At 57.9% G+C, this 19,659-nt stretch carries 16 protein-coding genes; 2 read left to right on the forward strand and 14 right to left on the reverse strand.

Going from position 1 to position 19,659, the window contains the following annotated elements:
• Positions 1-107 precede the first annotated feature (107 nt).
• The 6 genes from eno to BLQ24_RS02095 all read right to left on the reverse strand — a co-directional run bounded on the left by eno (position 108) and on the right by BLQ24_RS02095 (position 8,415).
• Complete coding sequence (gene eno, locus BLQ24_RS02070; protein ID WP_090162155.1) at positions 108-1,400, reverse strand: phosphopyruvate hydratase; 1,293 nt, start codon at positions 1,398-1,400, stop codon at positions 108-110.
• A gap of 2 nt (positions 1,401-1,402) precedes the next feature.
• Entirely contained in the window at positions 1,403-2,560 is a 1,158-nt protein-coding gene (locus BLQ24_RS02075; protein WP_090162157.1) for a glycerate kinase, read from the reverse strand.
• A 25-nt stretch (positions 2,561-2,585) separates the two neighbouring features.
• The gene (locus BLQ24_RS02080; protein ID WP_090162159.1) at positions 2,586-3,785 is read right to left on the reverse strand and encodes a LicD family protein; all 1,200 of its coding nucleotides are present in this window, start codon (positions 3,783-3,785) and stop codon (positions 2,586-2,588) included.
• A complete protein-coding gene (locus tag BLQ24_RS02085; protein WP_090162161.1) occupies positions 3,782-5,845 on the reverse strand; it encodes a LicD family protein in 2,064 nt (687 codons plus the stop codon). Before BLQ24_RS02085 ends, BLQ24_RS02080 begins: the two co-directional genes overlap by 4 nt.
• Positions 5,846-5,910: 65 nt before the next feature.
• On the reverse strand, positions 5,911-6,648 hold the full coding sequence (locus tag BLQ24_RS02090; protein ID WP_090162163.1) for an SDR family NAD(P)-dependent oxidoreductase: 738 nt from the start codon (positions 6,646-6,648) through the stop codon (positions 5,911-5,913).
• 30 nt (positions 6,649-6,678) lie between these two features.
• Positions 6,679-8,415, reverse strand: a complete 1,737-nt coding sequence (locus BLQ24_RS02095; protein ID WP_090162166.1) for a thiamine pyrophosphate-binding protein — start codon at positions 8,413-8,415, stop codon at positions 6,679-6,681.
• A gap of 264 nt (positions 8,416-8,679) precedes the next feature.
• On the opposite strand from BLQ24_RS02095, the gene BLQ24_RS02100 reads away from it, so the two are divergent.
• Entirely contained in the window at positions 8,680-9,594 is a 915-nt protein-coding gene (locus tag BLQ24_RS02100) for a 3-hydroxyacyl-CoA dehydrogenase family protein (protein ID WP_090162168.1), read from the forward strand.
• Positions 9,595-9,680: 86 nt separating this feature from the next.
• On the opposite strand, the gene BLQ24_RS02105 is transcribed toward BLQ24_RS02100, so the two are convergent.
• The 4 genes from BLQ24_RS02105 to BLQ24_RS02120 all read right to left on the reverse strand — a co-directional run bounded on the left by BLQ24_RS02105 (position 9,681) and on the right by BLQ24_RS02120 (position 13,107).
• Entirely contained in the window at positions 9,681-10,451 is a 771-nt protein-coding gene (locus tag BLQ24_RS02105) for an ABC transporter permease (RefSeq protein WP_090162170.1), read from the reverse strand.
• A 22-nt stretch (positions 10,452-10,473) separates the two neighbouring features.
• A complete protein-coding gene (locus BLQ24_RS02110) occupies positions 10,474-11,520 on the reverse strand; it encodes an ABC transporter substrate-binding protein (protein ID WP_090162171.1) in 1,047 nt (348 codons plus the stop codon).
• An 85-nt stretch (positions 11,521-11,605) separates the two neighbouring features.
• Positions 11,606-12,358: an ABC transporter permease gene (locus BLQ24_RS02115; RefSeq protein WP_090162173.1), complete on the reverse strand. Its 753-nt coding sequence runs from the start codon at positions 12,356-12,358 to the stop codon at positions 11,606-11,608.
• Positions 12,355-13,107, reverse strand: coding sequence for an ABC transporter ATP-binding protein (locus BLQ24_RS02120; RefSeq protein WP_090162175.1), 753 nt, complete (start codon positions 13,105-13,107; stop codon positions 12,355-12,357). The genes BLQ24_RS02115 and BLQ24_RS02120 overlap by 4 nt, the downstream gene beginning before the upstream one ends.
• 708 nt (positions 13,108-13,815) lie before the next feature.
• Here BLQ24_RS02120 and tenA point away from each other — a divergent pair.
• Positions 13,816-14,499, forward strand: a complete 684-nt coding sequence (gene tenA, locus BLQ24_RS02130) for a thiaminase II (RefSeq protein WP_090162179.1) — start codon at positions 13,816-13,818, stop codon at positions 14,497-14,499.
• Between the two features lie 113 nt (positions 14,500-14,612).
• Here tenA and BLQ24_RS02135 read toward each other — a convergent pair whose 3' ends face one another.
• The 4 genes from BLQ24_RS02135 to BLQ24_RS02150 form a co-directional block, all read right to left on the reverse strand.
• Positions 14,613-16,910 carry an AAA family ATPase gene (locus BLQ24_RS02135; RefSeq protein ID WP_176755842.1) on the reverse strand — a complete coding sequence of 766 codons (2,298 nt, stop codon included), beginning with the start codon at positions 16,908-16,910 and terminating at the stop codon, positions 14,613-14,615.
• 56 nt (positions 16,911-16,966) lie between these two features.
• Positions 16,967-17,263 (reverse strand): glutaredoxin-related protein, encoded by a 297-nt coding sequence (locus tag BLQ24_RS02140; protein ID WP_090162183.1) that lies wholly within the window; start codon positions 17,261-17,263, stop codon positions 16,967-16,969.
• 857 nt (positions 17,264-18,120) lie between these two features.
• A complete protein-coding gene (locus BLQ24_RS02145) occupies positions 18,121-18,582 on the reverse strand; it encodes a hypothetical protein (protein WP_090162185.1) in 462 nt (153 codons plus the stop codon).
• A gap of 194 nt (positions 18,583-18,776) precedes the next feature.
• Positions 18,777-19,574 carry an HAD-IIA family hydrolase gene (locus tag BLQ24_RS02150; protein WP_242869556.1) on the reverse strand — a complete coding sequence of 266 codons (798 nt, stop codon included), beginning with the start codon at positions 19,572-19,574 and terminating at the stop codon, positions 18,777-18,779.
• Positions 19,575-19,659: the final 85 nt, after the last annotated feature.

Genomic DNA, 19,659 nt, shown 5'->3' on the forward strand with positions numbered 1-19,659 from the left:
GCAGAAAAAATTGTACAAAAACCCATGGGATCATGCCAAAAAGGCAGCTGCACGAAGCGCCGTTTTTCGGCTTCGTGCAGCTGCCTGCATCATGTTTTCTGCCGGAATCAGATTCGATATGCCCCGAATCCCGGATAGAGGCCGGCATCACCCAGTTCCTCTTCAATCCGCAGAAGCTGGTTGTACTTCGCCACACGCTCGGAGCGGGACGGCGCACCGGTCTTGATCTGACCCGCATTCGTTCCCACGGCCAGGTCAGCAATGGTGGTGTCTTCTGTCTCGCCGGAGCGGTGGGAAACCACTGCGGCATAACCGGCTTCCTGGGCCATCTTGATCGCTTCCAGAGTTTCAGAAACGGAACCGATCTGATTCAGCTTGATCAGGATCGCATTGGCGGCCCCCATCTCGATGCCCTTCCGGAGCCGCTCTGTGTTGGTGACGAACAGGTCATCCCCCACCAGCTGCACCTTCCGGCCCAGCCGCTCCGTCATGCGCTTCCAGCCATCCCAGTCCTCTTCATCCAGTCCGTCCTCGATGGAAATGATCGGATACTTGTCCACCAGGCTCTCCCAGTGACTGATCAGTTCATCGGAGGTGAATTCCCGTCCGGACTTCGGCTGACGGTAGAAACCGGCACCCCGGTCCGATTTCCATTCCGATGCCGCCGCATCGATGGCGATGACGAAGTCCTTCCCCGGTTCGAAGCCGGCGTTGCGGATCGCCTGCAGGATATGCTCGATGGTATCCTCATCAGAAGAAAGGTCCGGGGCGAATCCGCCCTCATCACCGACCGCTGTGGTCAGGCCTTCCGACTTCAGCAGCGCCGCCAGCTGATGGAACACTTCCGCGCACCAGCGCAGAGCCTCATGAAAGTTCGGCGCCCCAGCCGGCATGATCATGAATTCCTGGGTGTCCACGGAATTTCCCGCATGGGCACCGCCGTTCAGAATGTTCATCATCGGTACCGGCAGCCGGTTTCCGTTCACGCCGCCGAAATACCGGTACAGAGAAACACCCAGAGACTCCGCCGCCGCCCGGGAAGCAGCCAGGGATACGGCCAGAATTCCGTTCGCTCCCAGCCGGGACTTGTCTTTCGTGCCGTCCGCTGCGATCATGGCCCGGTCTACCGCATAAATATCCGAGGCGTCCAGTCCGGTCACCGCTTCGGCGATCACGGTGTTCACATTTTCCACCGCCTTCGTCACACCCTTGCCTCCGAACCGGCTTCCGTCCCCGTCCCGGAGTTCCAGCGCCTCGAACTCGCCGGTGGAAGCCCCGCTCGGAGAGGCACCTCTCCCGACGGTGCCGTCCGCCAGTGTGACCTCTGCCTCCACCGTCGGATTTCCCCGGGAGTCCAGAATTTCTCTGCCCACAACTTTCTCAATGATCTGATATTCCATGGTTAGCTCCTTTCTTTCATGCTGATCAAACGGAATACCTGCTCCGCCGTATCGGCCATATTTTTCTTCGCCTGCGCCGGATCCATCGCTTCCTCCAGTGTGACAATGCTGCGCAGCACCGGAAAGAAGGCAGTGATGCCGTGGTCATTGCAATATCCGGCGTCTTCCGTCACACTGCCCGAGAAGGCGATGACAGGAATCCCGTATTTCCGCCCCAGACCTGCGATGCCGGAAGGTGCCTTTCCCATCACCGTCTGTCGGTCGATGCGGCCCTCTCCGGTCACCAGAATGTCCGCATCTTTCACCGCATCCTCCATACGGGTGAACTCCAGAACCAGTTTCACCCCCGGCTCCAGGGATGCCCCCAGAAAATTCCGGAGAGCGAACCCCAGTCCGCCGGCGGCGCCGCTTCCCGGGTAATCCGGATCGGCAGCGGGCTTTCCCTGTTTCACCAGATAGTCTGATGAGATCCGGGCAAAATGCCCCAGCCACCGGTCCAGAAGCGCCACCGTTTCCGAGTCCGCCCCCTTCTGAGGGCCGAACACAGCGCTGGCCCCCCGTTCTCCGGTCAGGGGATTGTTCACATCACAGACCACACGGAAAGTGCAGGATGCCAGTTCCCGCCGGACCTGTTCATCTGTGATCTGGCTGAGGGATGCCAGTCCCGCCGCTCCATTCGGAATCGGGGCACCGTTCCCGTCCAGCAGTCCGTATCCCAGGGCCCGGAGCATGCCGGCGCCGCCGTCGTTGGTGGCACTTCCTCCGATTCCCAGCACGAAGGAGCGCACCCCCCGGTCCAGCGCATCGATGATCATCTCCCCGACACCGAAGGTGGTCGCCCGCCGGGGATCTAAATTCTGCCGGGGAACCATCGTAATGCCGGCGGCCCGGGACATCTCCATCACGGCGATGCTGCCGTCCAGAATCACATACTGCGCTTCTGCCGGCATACCCAGAGGCCCGGTCACGTGCGCAGTGATGCGCTGCAGGGTACGGCCCGCCGCCAGCGCATCCACAGTGCCTTCTCCGCCGTCCGCCATGGGACGGACGATCACTTCCGCCTCCGGGATCGCCCGCAGAATTCCCTCTTTCGCAGCATTTCCCGCTTCTTCCGAGGTCAGACTTCCCTTAAATGAATCGATTGCAACGACTACCTTCACGTGCAGCGACCTCCCCGTTCTGTCTTCAGGCCTTCTGCCCCACCGGCAGGTAGTGTTCCTTCGGCGCCAGGCGTTCCAGCTCCGCCGCCTCCTCTTCCATACCGTTATGCCGCAGAATAGCGCACAGAATATCCATGTATTCCTTGCTCACGCACAGCCCCAGACCTTCGGAAAGGTAGGACAGCGCCTTCTTCTCGTACACCAGAAATACTTCTTCCAGCTGCTCGTAGTCCCCTGCGTTGTACAGATTGTAGATAACATCCCGGCGGGCCTGGAAGTACTCATACAGATCCAGACGATCTCCGGACCGGCGCAGCAATTTCACCGCTTCGTTGTACTTCCCGAAATTCTTCAGGAAGAAAACTTTGGAGAACTTGTTCCGCATATTCAGGCTGTGAATCTGCTGAATCCGCTGGGCATAGCGGGACTGCTTCAGCACTTCCTCATACGGCGTGACAGAGGATACGATGACATTCGTATACACCCTGGCCCGCTCCTCCGTCCGCTCTCTCCATTCCGGCCCCAGATATTCCTCCAGGAATCCGGCCGGGTCATTCGGACCGCAGATGGTGATGCCCTCGAAGGCAATGCCCTCGCCGCCGTTGAAGTGACTGCCCGCCACCTCCCGGGTCTCCCCCCGGTGCCGCTTGATCAGCACGATCTCGCTCATGCCGCTGTACACCTTCGTGAACCGGCGGAACATCCGGCGGGACATGGCGGCTCTGCCGAAGATCGAGTGCAGATAGACCAGGAGAACAGACAAAACGTTCTTTCCGCTGATCTTCCGGAAAGCCCGGTAGCCGGTGCGCTCCATCCCCGACTCCAGCACGCCGTTATAGGTGTGCCGGAACCCGGTCACATTCCGCCGGATCGGCCGGATGATGATGCGGGCGCCCGGGCAGGCCACGTCCCAGCCCTCCTTCACATTCAGGAATGTGGTGGTCGTATCCACATAATTAATCTCGAACAGGCTGAAATACTTGTTATTCCCCATGTATTCCACGGCCCGGCCGCTCTTCATGGTCTTCCGGGCGGCTTCCACGAATTTCATCATGTCCTCCGCCGGAATCAGAATATCCAGGTTAACGGATTCGCTGCTGTGACCGCCGAATACCATGGCCAGACGCAGCGTCTCCGACCCCGCATAGTACCGGATGCCGGAGGATTCACAGATGGTAATGACTTCCTTCAGCAGTGTGAAGGTCTTTTCCTGTATATGATTCATCGGTCCAGACCCCCTTTCATGGTATCTGCCTTCTCCTGGGCCTCCTTCGCCTCAGAGATCAGGCCCAGGTAATTGTCCACATCCCGCAGGATGATGTACCCGTGAACATCCGGCTCACGGGACAGGATCTCCCGCACTTCTTCCCGGATCTCCTTGAACGCATCGATTTCTTCTGTGATCACCAGACGGACTTTCAGCTCCGCCAGTTCTTCGCTGATGCCGAAGGTACGGTAGAGCGTTTTCAGAGCCTGAAGGATCTCCGGATCCCGGTCGAAACTTTCCAGTTCTTCCTTGATCCTGCCCTCCAGTTCCTCCGGATCCGCATTCTTCTGCTGCATCAGCAGTTCGTCACAGACCCGGGCCAGTGTCGGATCCCCCGGAGACAGTTTCCGCAGCAGGGAGGCCCGTCCGATGTCCCCGGAACGCTTCACATCTCCGATCAGCTGCTCCCGGTTCCGGCTCACCCGGTCCGTGATATCCAGCATGATCAGACCGTTGGCAGTGCAGTCCAGCGCTTCGCCGTAGATCTCCAGAGCTTTCCACATGTCCTTCTCGAAGACACAGTCTCCCCGGTATTTGGTGTATACACCGTTCTCCGGGAAGATTTCCAGTTCCTTCTCCGCCAGTTCTCCCAGTTTTTCGAAATTCTTTTCTTCCGCCAGCAGGCTCAGATAGAACATACTGATGTTGTCGTTGTCCGGATGGGCTTCGTAGAGCTTCTCCGCCGCTTCCCGGGCTGCTTCATGGCGTCCCAGATCCTCGTCGGACACCGCCCGGCGGAAGGTCTTCACCAGCGTGCGGACTCCCTCCAGTTCGTCGTTCAGCGGCCCCTTCGCCATCTCCCGGAGATCCAGGAGACGCATGGCCTTTGCAATCCGGTTCGTGTTCACCATCAGCATGACAACCACATACAGCGCATCGTCGCCAATATCGCAGAACGCCGGATGGAAGAAGCGGTTCGCCCCCTTATAGTCCTCCCGGCCGATCAGACGGCGGCTCATCTGCTTGTCGATGTACTGGCCGAAGAAGCGGTTCAGTTTTCCGAACTCCCGGTCCGCCAGCGCCTGCCGGAGGTCGAACGGACAATCCTTTAATTTTTGACTGTAATCCGCCTCTACCGCCGCCCGGATCAGATCCACTTCCAGATCTGCGGCCCGGTGCCGTTCATCCATATTCTTGAAGAAGAACATCTTCCGCTTATACAGCGCCTTCCGTACCGCCGGCACATCCACATAATCCAGGTAGTCGTTCTGGATGGTCTTGTAATCCGTGGTGAAGCTGAAAATCGCATCGTGGGATTCCTGCTCGTTATGCGGCGGGATGTACATCCAGTCATCCCCGTAGTGCCAGACCAGGTAATCGCTGGTACGGTCCGGAATCCGGGCCCGGATTCCTTCGAATTCGCCCCACCGGGAGTGGCCGTACATGTCCTTCTCGAACAGGAAAGGAATGCCGCCCCAGCGCATGGCGTAGTAATCGCAGTCCTCTTCCCGGTACTTGAACATGCCTTCTTCCACTTCGGACAGAACCTTTTCCGGTCCTTCCTTCTGCATCCGCTTATACGCCTTCCTGTACCGGTCCCGGTTCTCCTTCAGCCGGTACCGGTAGCTGTAGTTGAAGAACGGGTTCACCAGATCGGAATACAGCATCATATCGCTGAGATACTGATCATACTCCTTCCCCGGACCCGGCACCGGGTCCAGTACCAGGATATCCACCACGTACCCCGCAATGCCGTCTCCCAGCACCTGGTTCTTGTGAATCGCCGCCGACGTGGTGTCCGTGTATCTTCCCAGTGTGTTCGGATACGTCCGGTCCACTTCCTGGCATTCCACGGTACGGTTCTCCGGGATATCCCCGTTTCTGGTGACTTCCAGGAACTTCAGCCAGTTGTCCCGGGTCATCAGGATATCCATGTCATCGTCCCAGGGAATGAATCCTCTGTGACGGACTGCGCCGATCAGCGTGCCCCCCGCCAGATAATACACGATATCATGGCGGTTGCAGATATCATTGATCTCCCGGAAGAGACTGAGTAATTTCTTTTGTGATGGTGTCATGAAGACCTCCCATGATTGAAATATCTTTGCGGCGGGACATTTCCTGCCCCGCCGCTTTCTATCTGTTAGAAATAGTCGTAGCCGCCGGTCACCTCATAGACACTGCCGTTCAGGTAATCGTTGGACAGTACCGCGAAGCAGAGGGATGCCACTTCTTCCGGTGTGCCGAAACGGTGGGCCGCAATCTTCCTGTTGATGCGTTCGTAGCTCTCATCCGTTCTGTCCTTCTGCCAGCGGGTCTCGATGAATCCCGGGGCAATCGCATTCACCGACACACGCCGGTCATCGAAGAACTTCACCAGGCATTTCGCCATGTGAAGAACCCCCGCCTTGGAAACGCTGTAAACCAGCGAGGAAGAATACGGCTGCTGACCGGCCTGGGAACCCATGAAGAGGATATTTCCGTACTCCGCCATATGCGGCTTCAGTTCCCGTACCAGGAAGGCCGGAATGCTCAGATTCGTGTTGATGATGTGATTCCACAGTTCGAAGGTGTATTCGTCGTAAGGAACGTAAGTGCCGATGCCGGTGTTCAGAACCAGCCAGTCAATGTGATCGGTCATCTCCTTCACTTTGCCGGCGAATTCCATCATGGCGTCATAGTCCGATAGATCCGCCTTCACCAGGGTCAGCCGTTCCCGCTGCTTCTCCGGCAGTTCGTTCTTCAGATCCTCCGCCGCCTGATCACTGTGGCCGTAGTTCACAATAACCCGGTCCCCTTCCGCCGATTCGGCCAGAATCTTCTTCACAATCGCCCGTCCGATTCCGGAGGTGCCGGATGTAATCACGCTGATATTGCTCATTTCTCTTCCTCCCGTTTCTGTCCGCCGGCGTTACAGCGCCAGCAGCTCCTTCATCAGTTCTGCCGGCATGTACGGCTGCTGATTCTGCATTTCTTCCCCGAAGGATGTCTTCGGATAGGCTCTGGAATGGACATCCAGCTGCACATCGATGACATTCGGCTTCCCCAGATCCAGGTCTTTCAGGATCTGTTCCAGTTCCTCCCGGTTCTCCGCCCGGGCAGAGTGAATCCCGTAGGCCGCCGCCACTTTCGCGAAATCCGGCGCCGTGTATCCGCCCTCGGCCACAGAAGAATAGTATCTTCCCTGGAAAATGGAATCCTGCTGCTGCTGGATCAGTCCCAGAGAATGGTTATTCATAACGAATACGGTGATCGGCAGCTGCTCCCGGTGCATCCACTCCAGTTCCTGGATATTCATCTGCATGGAACCGTCTCCGGTCAGTGTGATCACCGGACCGCCGGTGCTGATGGCTGCGCCGATGGCCGCCGGCAGGGAGAATCCCATGGCGCCGTGGCCGCCGGAGCAGATCATCCGCTGGTCGCCCCGGAGCGCATAGGACTGGGAGCCCCACATCATATGCTGTCCCACGTCCAGGCAGACGGTCTTCGCATCCTTCGTATATTCGCTGATCAGCTTCGTGATCTGATTCGGTTCTCTCTCCGGCCGGGAATCATCGAACGCCGTCAGCTCCTCCCGGATCCTGCGGCATACCGCCAGCCAGGCAGGATCGGTTACAGCCCCCTCCGCCTTGGCGGCCAGCGCCGTCATAACGTCCGACGCATCCTGCAGATAGGACTTTTCGTGTTCGTGAATCCGCCGGGACAGCTCCGTCGGATCGATATCCACCCGGATAATCTGGGCATCCCTGGCAAAATTCTCGGTCTTCATTCCGGTCTGCCTCTTGCAGAGGCTCACCCCCAGCGCCACGATCAGATCCGTTTTCTTGTTCACGATCATGTTCACCGCCCGGTGGCCGTAGCCGGACCCCATGTGGCCGAAATTCAGCGGATCGTCATATTCCAGCAGATCCCGGGCCGGCATGGAGGTGACCGTAGGAATCTCCAGTGTGCGGACCAGATCCCGCAGCGTCTTCCGGAGCGCCGGGTCGATGCCCTTTCCCACCGCCAGCACCGGCCGCTTCGCCGCTCGAAGTGCCTCCAGAATCTCATCGGCGCAGGCCTCCGGCGTCATCTCGAACACCGGTTCCGCCTGACCGGAAGAGGAAGCGAAACAGTAATCCTCCGGATCGATTTCCATACGCTGCATATCCATCGGCAGGTCGATCAGCACCGGTCCCGGCCGGCCGCTGACAGCAGTCTCATACGCCTCATGCAGAATCCGGGGCAGGTCATGGGCATTTCTCACCTGAACGCAGTACTTCGTCACCGGCTTCGCCATGTCCACCACGTCCATCTCCTGGAAGCCGTGCTGCTTCAGCTCCGGCAGATCATAGTATTCATAGGAATTCAGCTGCCCTGTGATGAAAAGAACCGGGACACTGTCGTAATAGGCATCCGCCACACCGTTCAGGAGGTTTGCCGCCCCCGGACCGCTGGTGGAGTATGCGAATGCACACCGTCCGGTCACCTTCGCTTCTCCCACCGCTGCGAATGCTGCGCCCTGCTCGTTCAGGCACACATGATTCGTCAGGCGCGGGTGACGACAAAGGGAATCCACCAGATGGGCGATCATCGTTCCCTGGTACCCATAGCAGTGACGGATGCCGTGATCCGCCAGAAATTCGGCAATATAGTCGCTTGTCTTCATATCATTCACCTTCTGTTTTCCAACGCCTCGCCCGGCCTTCTGCCGGGCAGAACTAACTAAGAATTATACCTCACAATGTAGTGTAATTCAATCGATGCGGCGAAGATGATGACCGGGTGAAGAATTTTTTCTTTCTGCTACCTGATTGATTCGGAAACTGCTATACTGTAATCGTGATCATATTTCGCTGTATCACTGTGCAGTTATAATGTGATAAACCAACCGATTTTCATCATTCATCCATCAGAGATAAAGGAGAGAGAAATGATCGAAAAAATCACCATTGCGGGGGCCGGCACCATGGGCCACTCCATGGCGCTGATCTTCGCCCGCTACGGATACCAGGTGACCCTGTGGAATCACCGGGCGCCGAAACTTACGGCTGCGAAGGCGGCCATCGCCGAAACCAATCCGGAAATTGCAGAAAAAATCTGCTACGCCGCCTCGGATGACGCCTTCCGGGACTGCGATCTGGTTGTGGAATCGGTGTCCGAGGACATGGAAATCAAGAAAGGGTTCTACCAGTATCTGACCACCGTGATTTCGCCGGAGGCAATCATCGCCACCAATACCTCCGGGCTTTCCATCAACACCCTGTCCGGCTTCGTGGACCATCCGGACCGCTTCCTGGGCATGCACTGGTTCAATCCGCCGACCCTGGTTCCGCTGATTGAAATTATCCGGGCAGATGTCACCAGGCAGGATGTGGTGGACACAATCTACGATCTGGCCCTGGCGATTGACAAAAAGCCGGCCATCGTCAACCAGGATGTGTACGGATTCGCCGCCAACCGCCTCCAGATGGCAGTTCTCCGGGAAGCCTGCGCACTGGTGAAGCGGGGTGTCATCAGCGCAGAGGGCATCGACGCAGTGATGAAATACGCGCTGGGCTTCCGCTGGGCCTGCCTCGGTCCGCTGGAAACCATCGACCTGGGCGGCATCGACATCTTCCAGCACCTGGCGGAATATCTGGTTCCGGATCTGGAAGATTCCCACGAGGTGCCGGCCCTGATTCAGGAGCATTACGACCGGGGAGAATACGGACTGAAAACCGGCCGGGGCATCTACGATTACTCCGACGGAAAGGGGCAGGAGGCTGTCAGGTGCCGGGATCAGAAGATGATCGCCATTTACAATGCACTGTACGGAAACGAAAAGGAAGCCGGTCCGGCGCAGTAATGCGCCGGCGCCGGCTTCCCGCCGTTATGAAGAGGTCTTGTCTGCAATGCTTCGCCCGGTTTTCTGATACGCCCGGCGATCCGCTGCTACAGAGCACTCCGGTGACCGGCGATCCGCCGGTCCAGAAGATCGATCACCGCCATACCGGCAATCGTCACGAGGCACAGCACCAGAATCGGTGCGAACACCCCGGGCCCGTCCATATGGGTGACCATCCGCTTGCTGAAATAGCCCAGTCCCCGGGTAGCGCCCAGCCACTCGGCCACGGCGGAATCCACTACAGCCCAGGGCAGGGTCATCTTCAGGCCGGTGAGAAACCGGGGAAGCGCCGACGGCACTTCCAGCCGGAGAAAGATCTGCAGCCGGCCGGCGCCGAAGGATTCCATCAGCTCCATCCGGCCCCGGTCCACCTCCCGGAAACCGTCGAAGGTATTCAGGGCAATGCCGAAGAAGGTAGACAAAACAATCACCAGAATCCGACCGGATGCGGTGTAGCCGAACCACAGCACGAACAGCGGTGCGATGCACATGACGGGAACGGTCTGGATCACCAGCAGCACCGGATAGATCATGTCCTCCAGCAAAGAACTCCGGCTCATGAGAACGGCCAGCAGGACGGCGAAGAGAATCGCCAGTCCCCATCCCGCCAGCACGGAGAAAAACGTATAGGGCAGCTGCACCAGAAAAAGCGTGCGCCGAAGCGCCCAGGTTTTCGCAATGATGGCGGAAGGTCCCGGCAGAATGTGGGGAATGCGGATGATGTCCGCCGCGATCTGCCAGATGACCAGAACGGCCAGCAGGAGAAAGGCGGCGGGCACCCGGTCCTTCCAATATTGTCTGAACGATTGTGCATTCATTTTTTTGTCCTTCACCCCGGATCTACCGGAAATCCGGCTTGATCATCACGTCAGACGGCTTGCAGAGTTCCTTCGTGACGCCCTGCTGCTTCATCCATTTAATAAAGGCGTTCCAAGTGGCATCGTTCATGGTCAGGAAATTGCCGTCTTTCGTCTCCATGTACGGCAGAAGTGTCTCGTAGCTTCCCTTCTGCTGCTTCCGGTTCAGCGGGTTGCTGTCGGAGCTCATGCGCTTCATGATCAGATCCAGTGTTCCGTTTTCGTCGGATTTCATATCCCGGAACCCCTTCCGGCAGGCCCGGAGGAATCCTTTGTACATTTCCGGATCCTTTTCATAAGCCTCGCTGTTGACATCCAGCACCAGCCCGTAACATTCCGGAACGCCGTAGTCGGTGTACGGAAAGACGTTAATCTTGTATCCCTTGTTCCGCAGCGTGATGACTTCGTCGTTGATCATCGGGCCCCCCACAATGTCCACCTTCTTCGACGTCAGCGCCGTGGTCAGATCGAAGCCCACATCCACCAGTTCGTAATCCTCCGGCTTCAGTCCGGCATAGGATGCGGCCGCCTGAATCTGGACCTTGGAATCATTGGTTCCGTCATAGCCGATCTTCTTTCCCTTCAGGGTCTTGAAATCCTTCGTGATGCTGTTGGACTGCAGGGAGATCATGACCACCATCTGCTTCTGGGTGACGGCGCCGATGGCCTTCACCGGCATGTGCTTATTCACCACCGCATTGATGGTGTCAATCGGGTAGGAGATGCCCACCTGGGCCTTGCCGGAAGCGACAAAGTTAATGGCGTCCACGCTCTCCGCCGGGCTGATGATCTTCACTTTCAGTCCTTCTTTCCGGAAATATCCCTTCTCCTGGGCCCAGTACAGGAAGGAGTGCACCGCATTCGGGTACCAGTCCAGCACCACATCCACTTCCTTCAGTCCGTCCTTCGTCTTCTTCCCGCTGCTGCCGCTGCCGGTGCCGGCGCCGCAGCCGGACAGTCCGAAGGCCAGGACGGCTGCCAGAAGAACCGCCCATACCTTACTCCATTTCGAAAATCTTTTCGTTTTCATTGGTTCCTTCCTTTCCACTACGATTACGATTATTTTCTCATTTCTCCCGTCTTCTTCTCCCGTCTTCTGCAGCGCCGGCCGCCGGTCACTGTCCCCGCCAGCTGACGATGCGGCGCTCCAGAACTTTCAGAATGCCGTTCAGAAGAAGGGCAATGACGGTCAGCACCAGGAGAGGCGCCAGAAGACCCGGCGCATCCATGTCCATCATGCAGTACCGGCTGTAGAATCCCAGTCCCGCCGGGGCCCCCAGCCACTCCGCCACCGCTGCGGCAATCACAGACCAGGGCACGGCGATCCGAAGCGCCGTAAACAGATACGGCAGGGAAGACGGGAACCGGAGCAGCCGGAAGATCTGTCCTTTCGTCGCACCCCAGGTTTTCATCAGTTCCATCCGTTCCGGCCGTGCCGATCGGAGCCCGTCATAGAGGTTGATGGTCACCGGAAAAAAATTCGTCAGGATGACCACCACCACCCGCATGGCAGTGGTATACCCGAACCAGAGCACGAACACCGGCGCCAGGCACATGACCGGAATCGCCTGGGACAGGGTGAGAAGCGGATACAGCGCCTTCCTGACCGGTCCGAAGAGATCCATCATCACGGCGAACAGTGCCCCCACCAGAATGGAAAGCGCGCCTCCCACTGCCACCACTTCCATGGTCGCCGGCAGATGCACCAAAAAGATCTCTTTCCGGTTCAGCAGCAGCGAACGGATCACGTCTGCCGGCCCCGGCAGCAGATACACCCGGTCTACCGACACCGCCGCAATTTCCCAAAGAGCGATCAGCGCCGCACCGAAAAGCCAGGCCGAAAGCTTCCTCACAGTCTTTCCCCTCATCGTCCCGCCTCCTCCCGGAGCTCACGGATCAGCCGGTTCTTCAGATCCGTGACCTCCGGCGTGAGCAGCATTTCCCGGGTCCTGTCCGGGCCCGCCGGCACCGTTACCGAATCCATGTGCGTCGCCGGCCGGCCCCGCAGCACCAGAATGCGTCCGGAGAGAAACAGCGCCTCTTCCACATCGTGAGTGATGAAGACGATCGTCTTTCCCAGGGTACGCCACTGTTCCCGAAGCCACTCCTGCATGGAAATCCGGGTGATGGAGTCCAGGGCGCTGAAGGGCTCGTCCAGAAGCAGCAGATCCGATCCCGTGGCCAGGGTCCTGGCGAAGGCGACCCGCTGCCGCATGCCCCCCGAGAGCTCTGCCGGTTTCCGGTCATCCATCCCGCCGAGGCCGACCCGCTCCAGCAGAGCCGATGCCTCTTTCTTCTGCCGGTCCTTCGGCACCCCGTGCACCTGCATGGGCAGCATCACATTCCGGGCTGCGGTCCGCCAGGGAAACAGCATGTCCTGCTGGGGCATATATCCGACGGACACGGTCCCTTCCGCCACATCCCGGTCCCGGACCAGAATCCGTCCCCCGTCCGGGATCAGAAAATGATTGATGAGCCGGAAAATAGTGGTTTTCCCGCTGCCCGAAGCCCCGATGATGGAAACGAATTCTCCCTCTTCCACCCGGAAGGACAGATCCCGGAACATGGCCTCCCGGTCTGTTTCATATTGAAAGCTCACATGATCGAATGTCAGCATGAAATATACCCTTCTTTCCTGTCTTCCTGCGGCGCCACGAAAAAAGCGCAGGGCCCGTGCAGGTCTGCGCTGATTCCTCTTCGGTGTGCCGTCGATAAACGTCAAGCAAACACATGGAAGCCATGGCGGAGCCGGACACTATTTCCGTCCGCCGGGCCAAAGCCGCTTGATGAATCGATGGTTCCGTAAACAGATCAGCGCCTGCATGCATGAATCCGCACGCTCCGGACCGCCATCCCTCCCGCCGAAGCGGATGGAGAAGTCCGGTTTTCTACCGCGGCGGAAGGTGGTGCCCCCGATCTGCCGCTGTCCATATATCGGGAAACGGGCTGCCTGCATCCTTTCATGGCAGGAGTGCCGGCGAAACAGGCTGCTCCGCCGCCGGTTCCGGCACAGGTTCACCGGAACCCGGAAATCCACGAAAAGAAAACAGGCTCTTCCCGGAAGAGCCTGCTGCACGCGAAACCAAATTATCTTCCTACGCTGGCATTACCCAGATCAGGTCAATCGGTCACGGCGCCTACGCCGACTCTCAGCCCGCTTCTTGCGAGCTCCCCTTTCCCTGCAGTTTCCTGCAGTTCACATATGACAATTTTCAGTATAGCCGCACCAGTCTGTCATGTCAACCCCTGCAATTCGCTTCCGGCTGTGCTATGATGGGGACGGTGCGGCATACGCACGGTCAGAATAACGGTCAGGAGGAATACTATGATTTCAAACGAAAACGCTGTGACAGTTTCTTCGGAACTGCTCGCCATCGGCCGGCCGATGTGGGAACAGTCTCTGGCCTGTCCTTTCCTGCAGGGCATCCGGGACGGCTCTCTGCCGAAGGAAAAATTTATGTTTTATATGGTGCAGGACTATCTCTATCTGAAAGAGTATGTGAAACTCTTCGCCCTGGGCGTGGTGAAATCCGGGGACATTCCCACAATGCGGTATTTCCAGGCCTATGAGGCGCAGATTCTGAATACCGAAATGGAAACCCACCGGTCCTACATGGCCCGCATCGGCATCACGCCGGAGGAGGCGGAGAATGCGGAAACCGCCCCGGAAAACCAGGCTTACACAGATTTCATGCTGGCCCGGGCCTGGGAGGGCAGCGCCGCCGATGCCGCTGTGACGGTGCTCGCCTGCGCCGAAAGTTATGAGTACATCGCCCGGCGGATCATCGAAGAAGACCCATCCGCCGCAGAACATCCGTTCTACGGTGAATGGGTCAGAAGTTACGGGGATCCGGATTATGCGGCATCCAACCGGGAGCTGGAGAAACTGCTGGACTCTCTCACCCCTTCCGCTTCAGAAGCGGACCGCCGCAGATTCCGGGACATCTTCGTGAAATGTACCCGCTGCGAGGACGCCTTCTGGGCCATGGGCTGGCGGGGATCGGTGTAGCAACGCTCCTTTCCGGCAGGCATAATTCGAAAGACCCGGCGCTTACCCCCTCTTTCCGGGGTAAGTGCCGGGATCAGAGCGCCGGGGTACAGTATCGGATTACAACGCCGGCGTCACAGTGCCGGTGCCGTTGACGCAGCTGCGGGCTCCGGAAGCGGAGAAGCATCCTGTTCCCGGACCGCCGCCTCTGTACCGGCGGCCTCCCCTACGATCCGGTCGATTTCCGGCTCGTAAATCGTGTTTTCTTCCAGCAGCGCCCGGGCCAGCTTCTCCAGCAGGTCTCCGTGGCGCTCCATCATCCGGACAGTGCGTTCCTGGAGCTTCCGGGACATTTCTGTAATATATTCGGTGGACTTCTCGGAAGTCTCTCTGCTCAGCATGTTCAGATTGACCATACCGTTTCCGCCCATCCCGTAAGCGTCCACCATGTCCTTCAGCAGCTGGGTGGCCTTCTGAATATCGTTGGAACAGCCCTGGGTCGTGTTGTCCCAGTTCCGTCCCGAAATCAGATACTCCGCCACTTTCCCGCCGTACATTTCACAGATCTTGTTTTCCATCATCCGCTTCGTGTACAGTTTCCGTTCCGAAGGCTTCACGAAAGTGACCCCGCCGGCACCGGAAGTGGATCCCAGAATGGTGATCTTGCTGACCCGGCTGCCGCACAGCCTGGCCACCAGGGCATGTCCCGCCTCGTGATAGGCAATCAGCTTCAGATCCCGCTCATCCGTCTCCGCATTGTCCGTCTGGTGGCCGTGCAGCAGCCGCTTATAAAACGCCGTTTCGATGCACTCCTTCGTGATGGCAGCAAGCCCCTTCTGTACCGAAAGGATTGCCGCCTCATTCAGAACGTCCCGGATTTCCGCCGGAGAACGGCCCATCATCTCTTCTGCGAACGCCCGCCGGTCGAAGGATTCTTCGAACGTCTTTCCCTTCGCGTAGATATCAATGATTTCCAGCCGGTCCTCGATGGTTTCCGGCACCGGCACTGCGAAGATATCCGAGAAACGGCCCGGCCGGAGCACTGCCTCATCCATGTCGTCCATCCGGTTGGTGGCGCCGATCACCAGAATGTTGTCGCTCTTCCGGAAGCCGTCCATCTCTGTCAGCAGCGCCGTCAGAGCCTTCCGGTCCTCCGAGTTCATGTCCGAACTCCGCTTGCTGGCGATGGTGTCGATCTCGTCGATAAACACGATACACGGCGCCTCCTTCCGGGCCCGCTTGAACAGATCCCGGATCCGGGCGGCGCCGGTGCCCACGTACTTTTCCACAAAATCCGAGGCGTTGGCGTACACGAACCCCACCTGCGCCTCACTGGCCATGACCTTCGCAATCAGGGTCTTGCCGGTGCCCGGCGGCCCGTAGAGCAGAATGCCCCGGGGCAGATCCGCTCCGGCATTCCGGTACTTCTCCGGATTCTGCAGGAAGTCCACGACGACCTTCAGGTCCTTCTTCAGCGGATGCAGTCCGCCGATCTGATCGAAGCTCTTCGGCTCCGCATCCTTATTCTCTCCGGATGCATCCTCCCGGCGGCTGTTCTCCATCTGCCGCATCCGCTCCCGGCGAAGCCAGAGAGACAGGAACAGGAAGAACAGGGCGATCGCCGTCAGCGGCACCAGGAAACTGATCCGGGAGAAATTGCGCACCACTTCCGGTTTCACCGTAGTGACCTCCGGATTCTGGTTGAACACTTCCGCCTTCGGCTGAACGTCCGCCCCTTTCTGAAGCAGCCGTTCCTTGAAATCCGGTGAATCGGGATTGGCCGTGCGGTACAGTTTATCTTTGTCCTTCCGCAGGGTGTAATACATGGTCTGACTGTACTCTCCCATGTCAAACTCCGCAAAAACCCGCTTCACCCTGCCCGCGTCCAGTTCCCGGGTAAACCGGGCATAGCTCTCCGGCACCGCCGCATCGTCCACCTGGCTCCAGTTGCTGATTTCGCTCACTCTGTAATGGTAGACCATGTCCTCCGCACCGTTTCGCTCCCGGGCGTGGCGCACCGCCTGAACCGCCAGAGAGGTCAGCATCACCGCCGACACAATCACGGCGATCACGATGGTGATCGTGTTCCGCCGGCGCTCCTTCGGCTCCCGCAGATCCTTCCGTTCCTCGTTCCCCGGCCTTCCGTCCGCCCGGATGTACGGCTGATAATCCGGAAACAGCTGCAGAATAATGCTGTATGCCAGATCCGATTCCTCTTCCTGAACGCGAATGGTGTAAATCTTCGTGTCCAGCATGCGGCCATTCTCGAAGTGCTTCGCATCCATCGGATACGGGCTCGGCACGTCCGCATCATCCCAGACACTGCTCTTCATACTGCGGATCCCCGCAGCCTTCAGCGCTTTCTTCGCCTTTTTCCAGTTTTCTTTCTCACCGCGCCGCTCGAACACGATGACGTAACGTCCCACTGCCATATACTCCTCCCGGAGATGCTGCCTTTCCCGTCCCCTTCGGCACGGGCAAAAAAAGATCAGCAGCCCTTTCCATCCAGCCGGCATGCCGTTCCCGTTTCCGGGCGCGGCGTGAGGCCCGCATCCGCAGGATCCAGCGTAACACGCCCGTCCTCCAGCACAATGCACGGAATCCCCACACTGCCGGTTCCTCTCACTTCATCAAATGCCGGATCCACATCCCGGATCCGGAGAAACTCCTTCAGATTCTTCACATCCTCGCCGATATCCACTGTCCGGAACCGCTCATCCCCTTCAATCTGCGGTTCCAGATACGTGCAGTCCGGACAGGTCTTCATACCAAAAATCGTGATCATATTATGCCCTTTCTCTCCCCCGGAGAAACATGAAAAAACGAATGCACCCTTTTCCAACCAAAGAATGCATCGTCAGCAGATAACTTATTTGACTAATACCCGTTTCCCCCGAAAATACACGCCGTAATCCGCTTCTTTCCATGCGACCGGGCACTGATGGGGCCGGCGGGCGGCTGACTGGGCCGGCGGTCGACTGACTGGGCTGGCGGTCGACTGACTGGGCTGGCGGTCGACTGGTTAGGCCGCCAAATCGTATACAATTAGGCCATCCGGGCGGTTGGGCAGACGGATGACTTGCGATTTTCGTGTATACTGTATGGAAAATGTGCGGAATCGGCCAATTGGTCCGGATCCGCACCCGAATGACCAGATGCCGGGGTGCGATTTTAACAGAAAAGCTTGATTAATCTATTCCGACAGCTCGGGAGGGTGCGATTCTGAAAAAAAATGGATTTCCGCACTTGATCCGGCAGGCAGAATATATACGTTCCGGACGTGTTAGACAAAAAATAACCCGGCTGCCGATCGACCATCCCGGAAAGTCCGGTGGTAGAACTGTCGAACGGACAGAGCAGCCGGGAATTACCTACGATAAATATGTATTGGGAAAAATAACTACAATGTAGAAATTTCGTATCCAGAAAGCTTGGTGCGAAAATGAAGATTTCCGCAGATCCGCACCCCTCGAAATCGTGTCGCCCCGGATTATCGGCTGATCCGGTCGGAACCGGGTGCGAAATCTGAAAAAATGGGATTTTCGCACCCGACCGGCCGACTGCACTCCCATCACCCGACCGGCCGTCCGCACTCCCATCACCCGACCGTCTGTGCCTCGGCCGACCGCACCGACCGCCCCGTCAGCTCAGCATCACGTTCTCCGGTTCGAAGTCGGCGATGTCGAAGAAATCCTCTCCCGGGCCGATCTCCCAGACGCCTTCTCCGGGATTGTATGCCTCCCACTCCCGGTTGCCTTCCATGTAATCCCGAAGACGGAACAGGATCGTCATGACATCGAACGCCCCGGGATTCTGGGGGTCGTGCCAGCAGAGACTGATCTCCACCCGGTACAGCGCATCATCCGCAATGTACTCGAAATACGGTCCGATCGTTCTGCCGTCCGGACCGCTTTCGGTCAGCGGTTTCTTCAGGAAGTTCTCCACCGACTTCCGGTTGAAATGGAACTGCCCGGCGCCGAAGCCGGCATCTTCCACCGTTTCGAAGACCACAGGGCGGATGACATTTTCCATCAGCTCTGTCTTGCTCCAGTTATCGCCCCAGGGATCGGGACGGCCGTCGTTCTCCCGTTGAAATCCACTCATACCGCACATCCTTTCTGATCACTTCTGTTCTGCCTGCTGCGTCAGCCGAAAATGATGTCAGCTGCAGTGCGCCTCTTTTTTTGTTGGCTATACCATAGTGTAAATGAAAGGAAAAATCAATAGCAAAATCGCAATTTGTATACGATTTACATGGAATCAAGATTGGGAAAACGGAAAACTTCTTATTCAGCACATTATTTCTCGTCCCGGGCCGCCAGCTTCGGGATTTCCCCGACGCCGCTCAGGATGACCGACGGCCGGAAGGCGAAGGAATCCAGTGTGCTCCGGTCCGAAACGCCGGAAAGCACCAGCACCGTGGACATGCCGCTCTCCAGTCCGGAGATCACATCCGTGTCCATCCGGTCTCCGATCATCACCGCCTCGTTGGAGTGACAGCCCAGTTTCTTCAGTCCGGTTCGCATCATCAGCGGGTTCGGCTTCCCGCAGAAATAGGCTTTCGTCCCCGTGGTCATTTCAATCGGGGACACCAGAGAGCCGCATGCCGGCATGATGCCGTTCTCGATCGGTCCGGAAATATCCGAATTCGCACCGATCAGTTTCGCCCCCTTCAGTACCAGATTGCAGGCCTTTGTCAGGGTATCCAGGGAGTAGTTCTTTCCCTCCCCCACAACCACATAGTCCGGATCCACATCGTTCATGACGATGCCGACGTCATACAGTGCATTCAGCAGCCCCGCCTCCCCGATGACATAGGCAGAGCAGCCCGGCGCCTGATCAGCCAGGAACGCCGCCGTCGCCAGAGCACTAGTGTAGAAATGTTCTTCCGGAACATTCAGTCCCATGCGGCAGAGTTTCTGATTCAGCTCCCGGGGCGTGTATCCGCTGTTGTTAGTGAGAAACAGATAATCCTTCTTCTCATTCTGCATCCAGCGGATGAACTCCCGTACCCCCGGAAGAATCGTATTTCCGTGATAAATCACACCGTCCATATCGCAGATAAAACCGCGTTTTTTCTTGAAATCAATCGCCATATTCCCCTGCCTCCTTAATGATTCATCCATCTCTTCATACATCTGAAATGATAGCACAGTCCGGCGCCGTCCACTGTAAAATCTT

Origin of the sequence: Eubacterium pyruvativorans, from assembly GCF_900102225.1 — a bacterium.
GTDB classification, from domain to species: domain Bacteria; phylum Bacillota; class Clostridia; order Peptostreptococcales; family Anaerovoracaceae; genus Aminicella; species Aminicella pyruvativorans.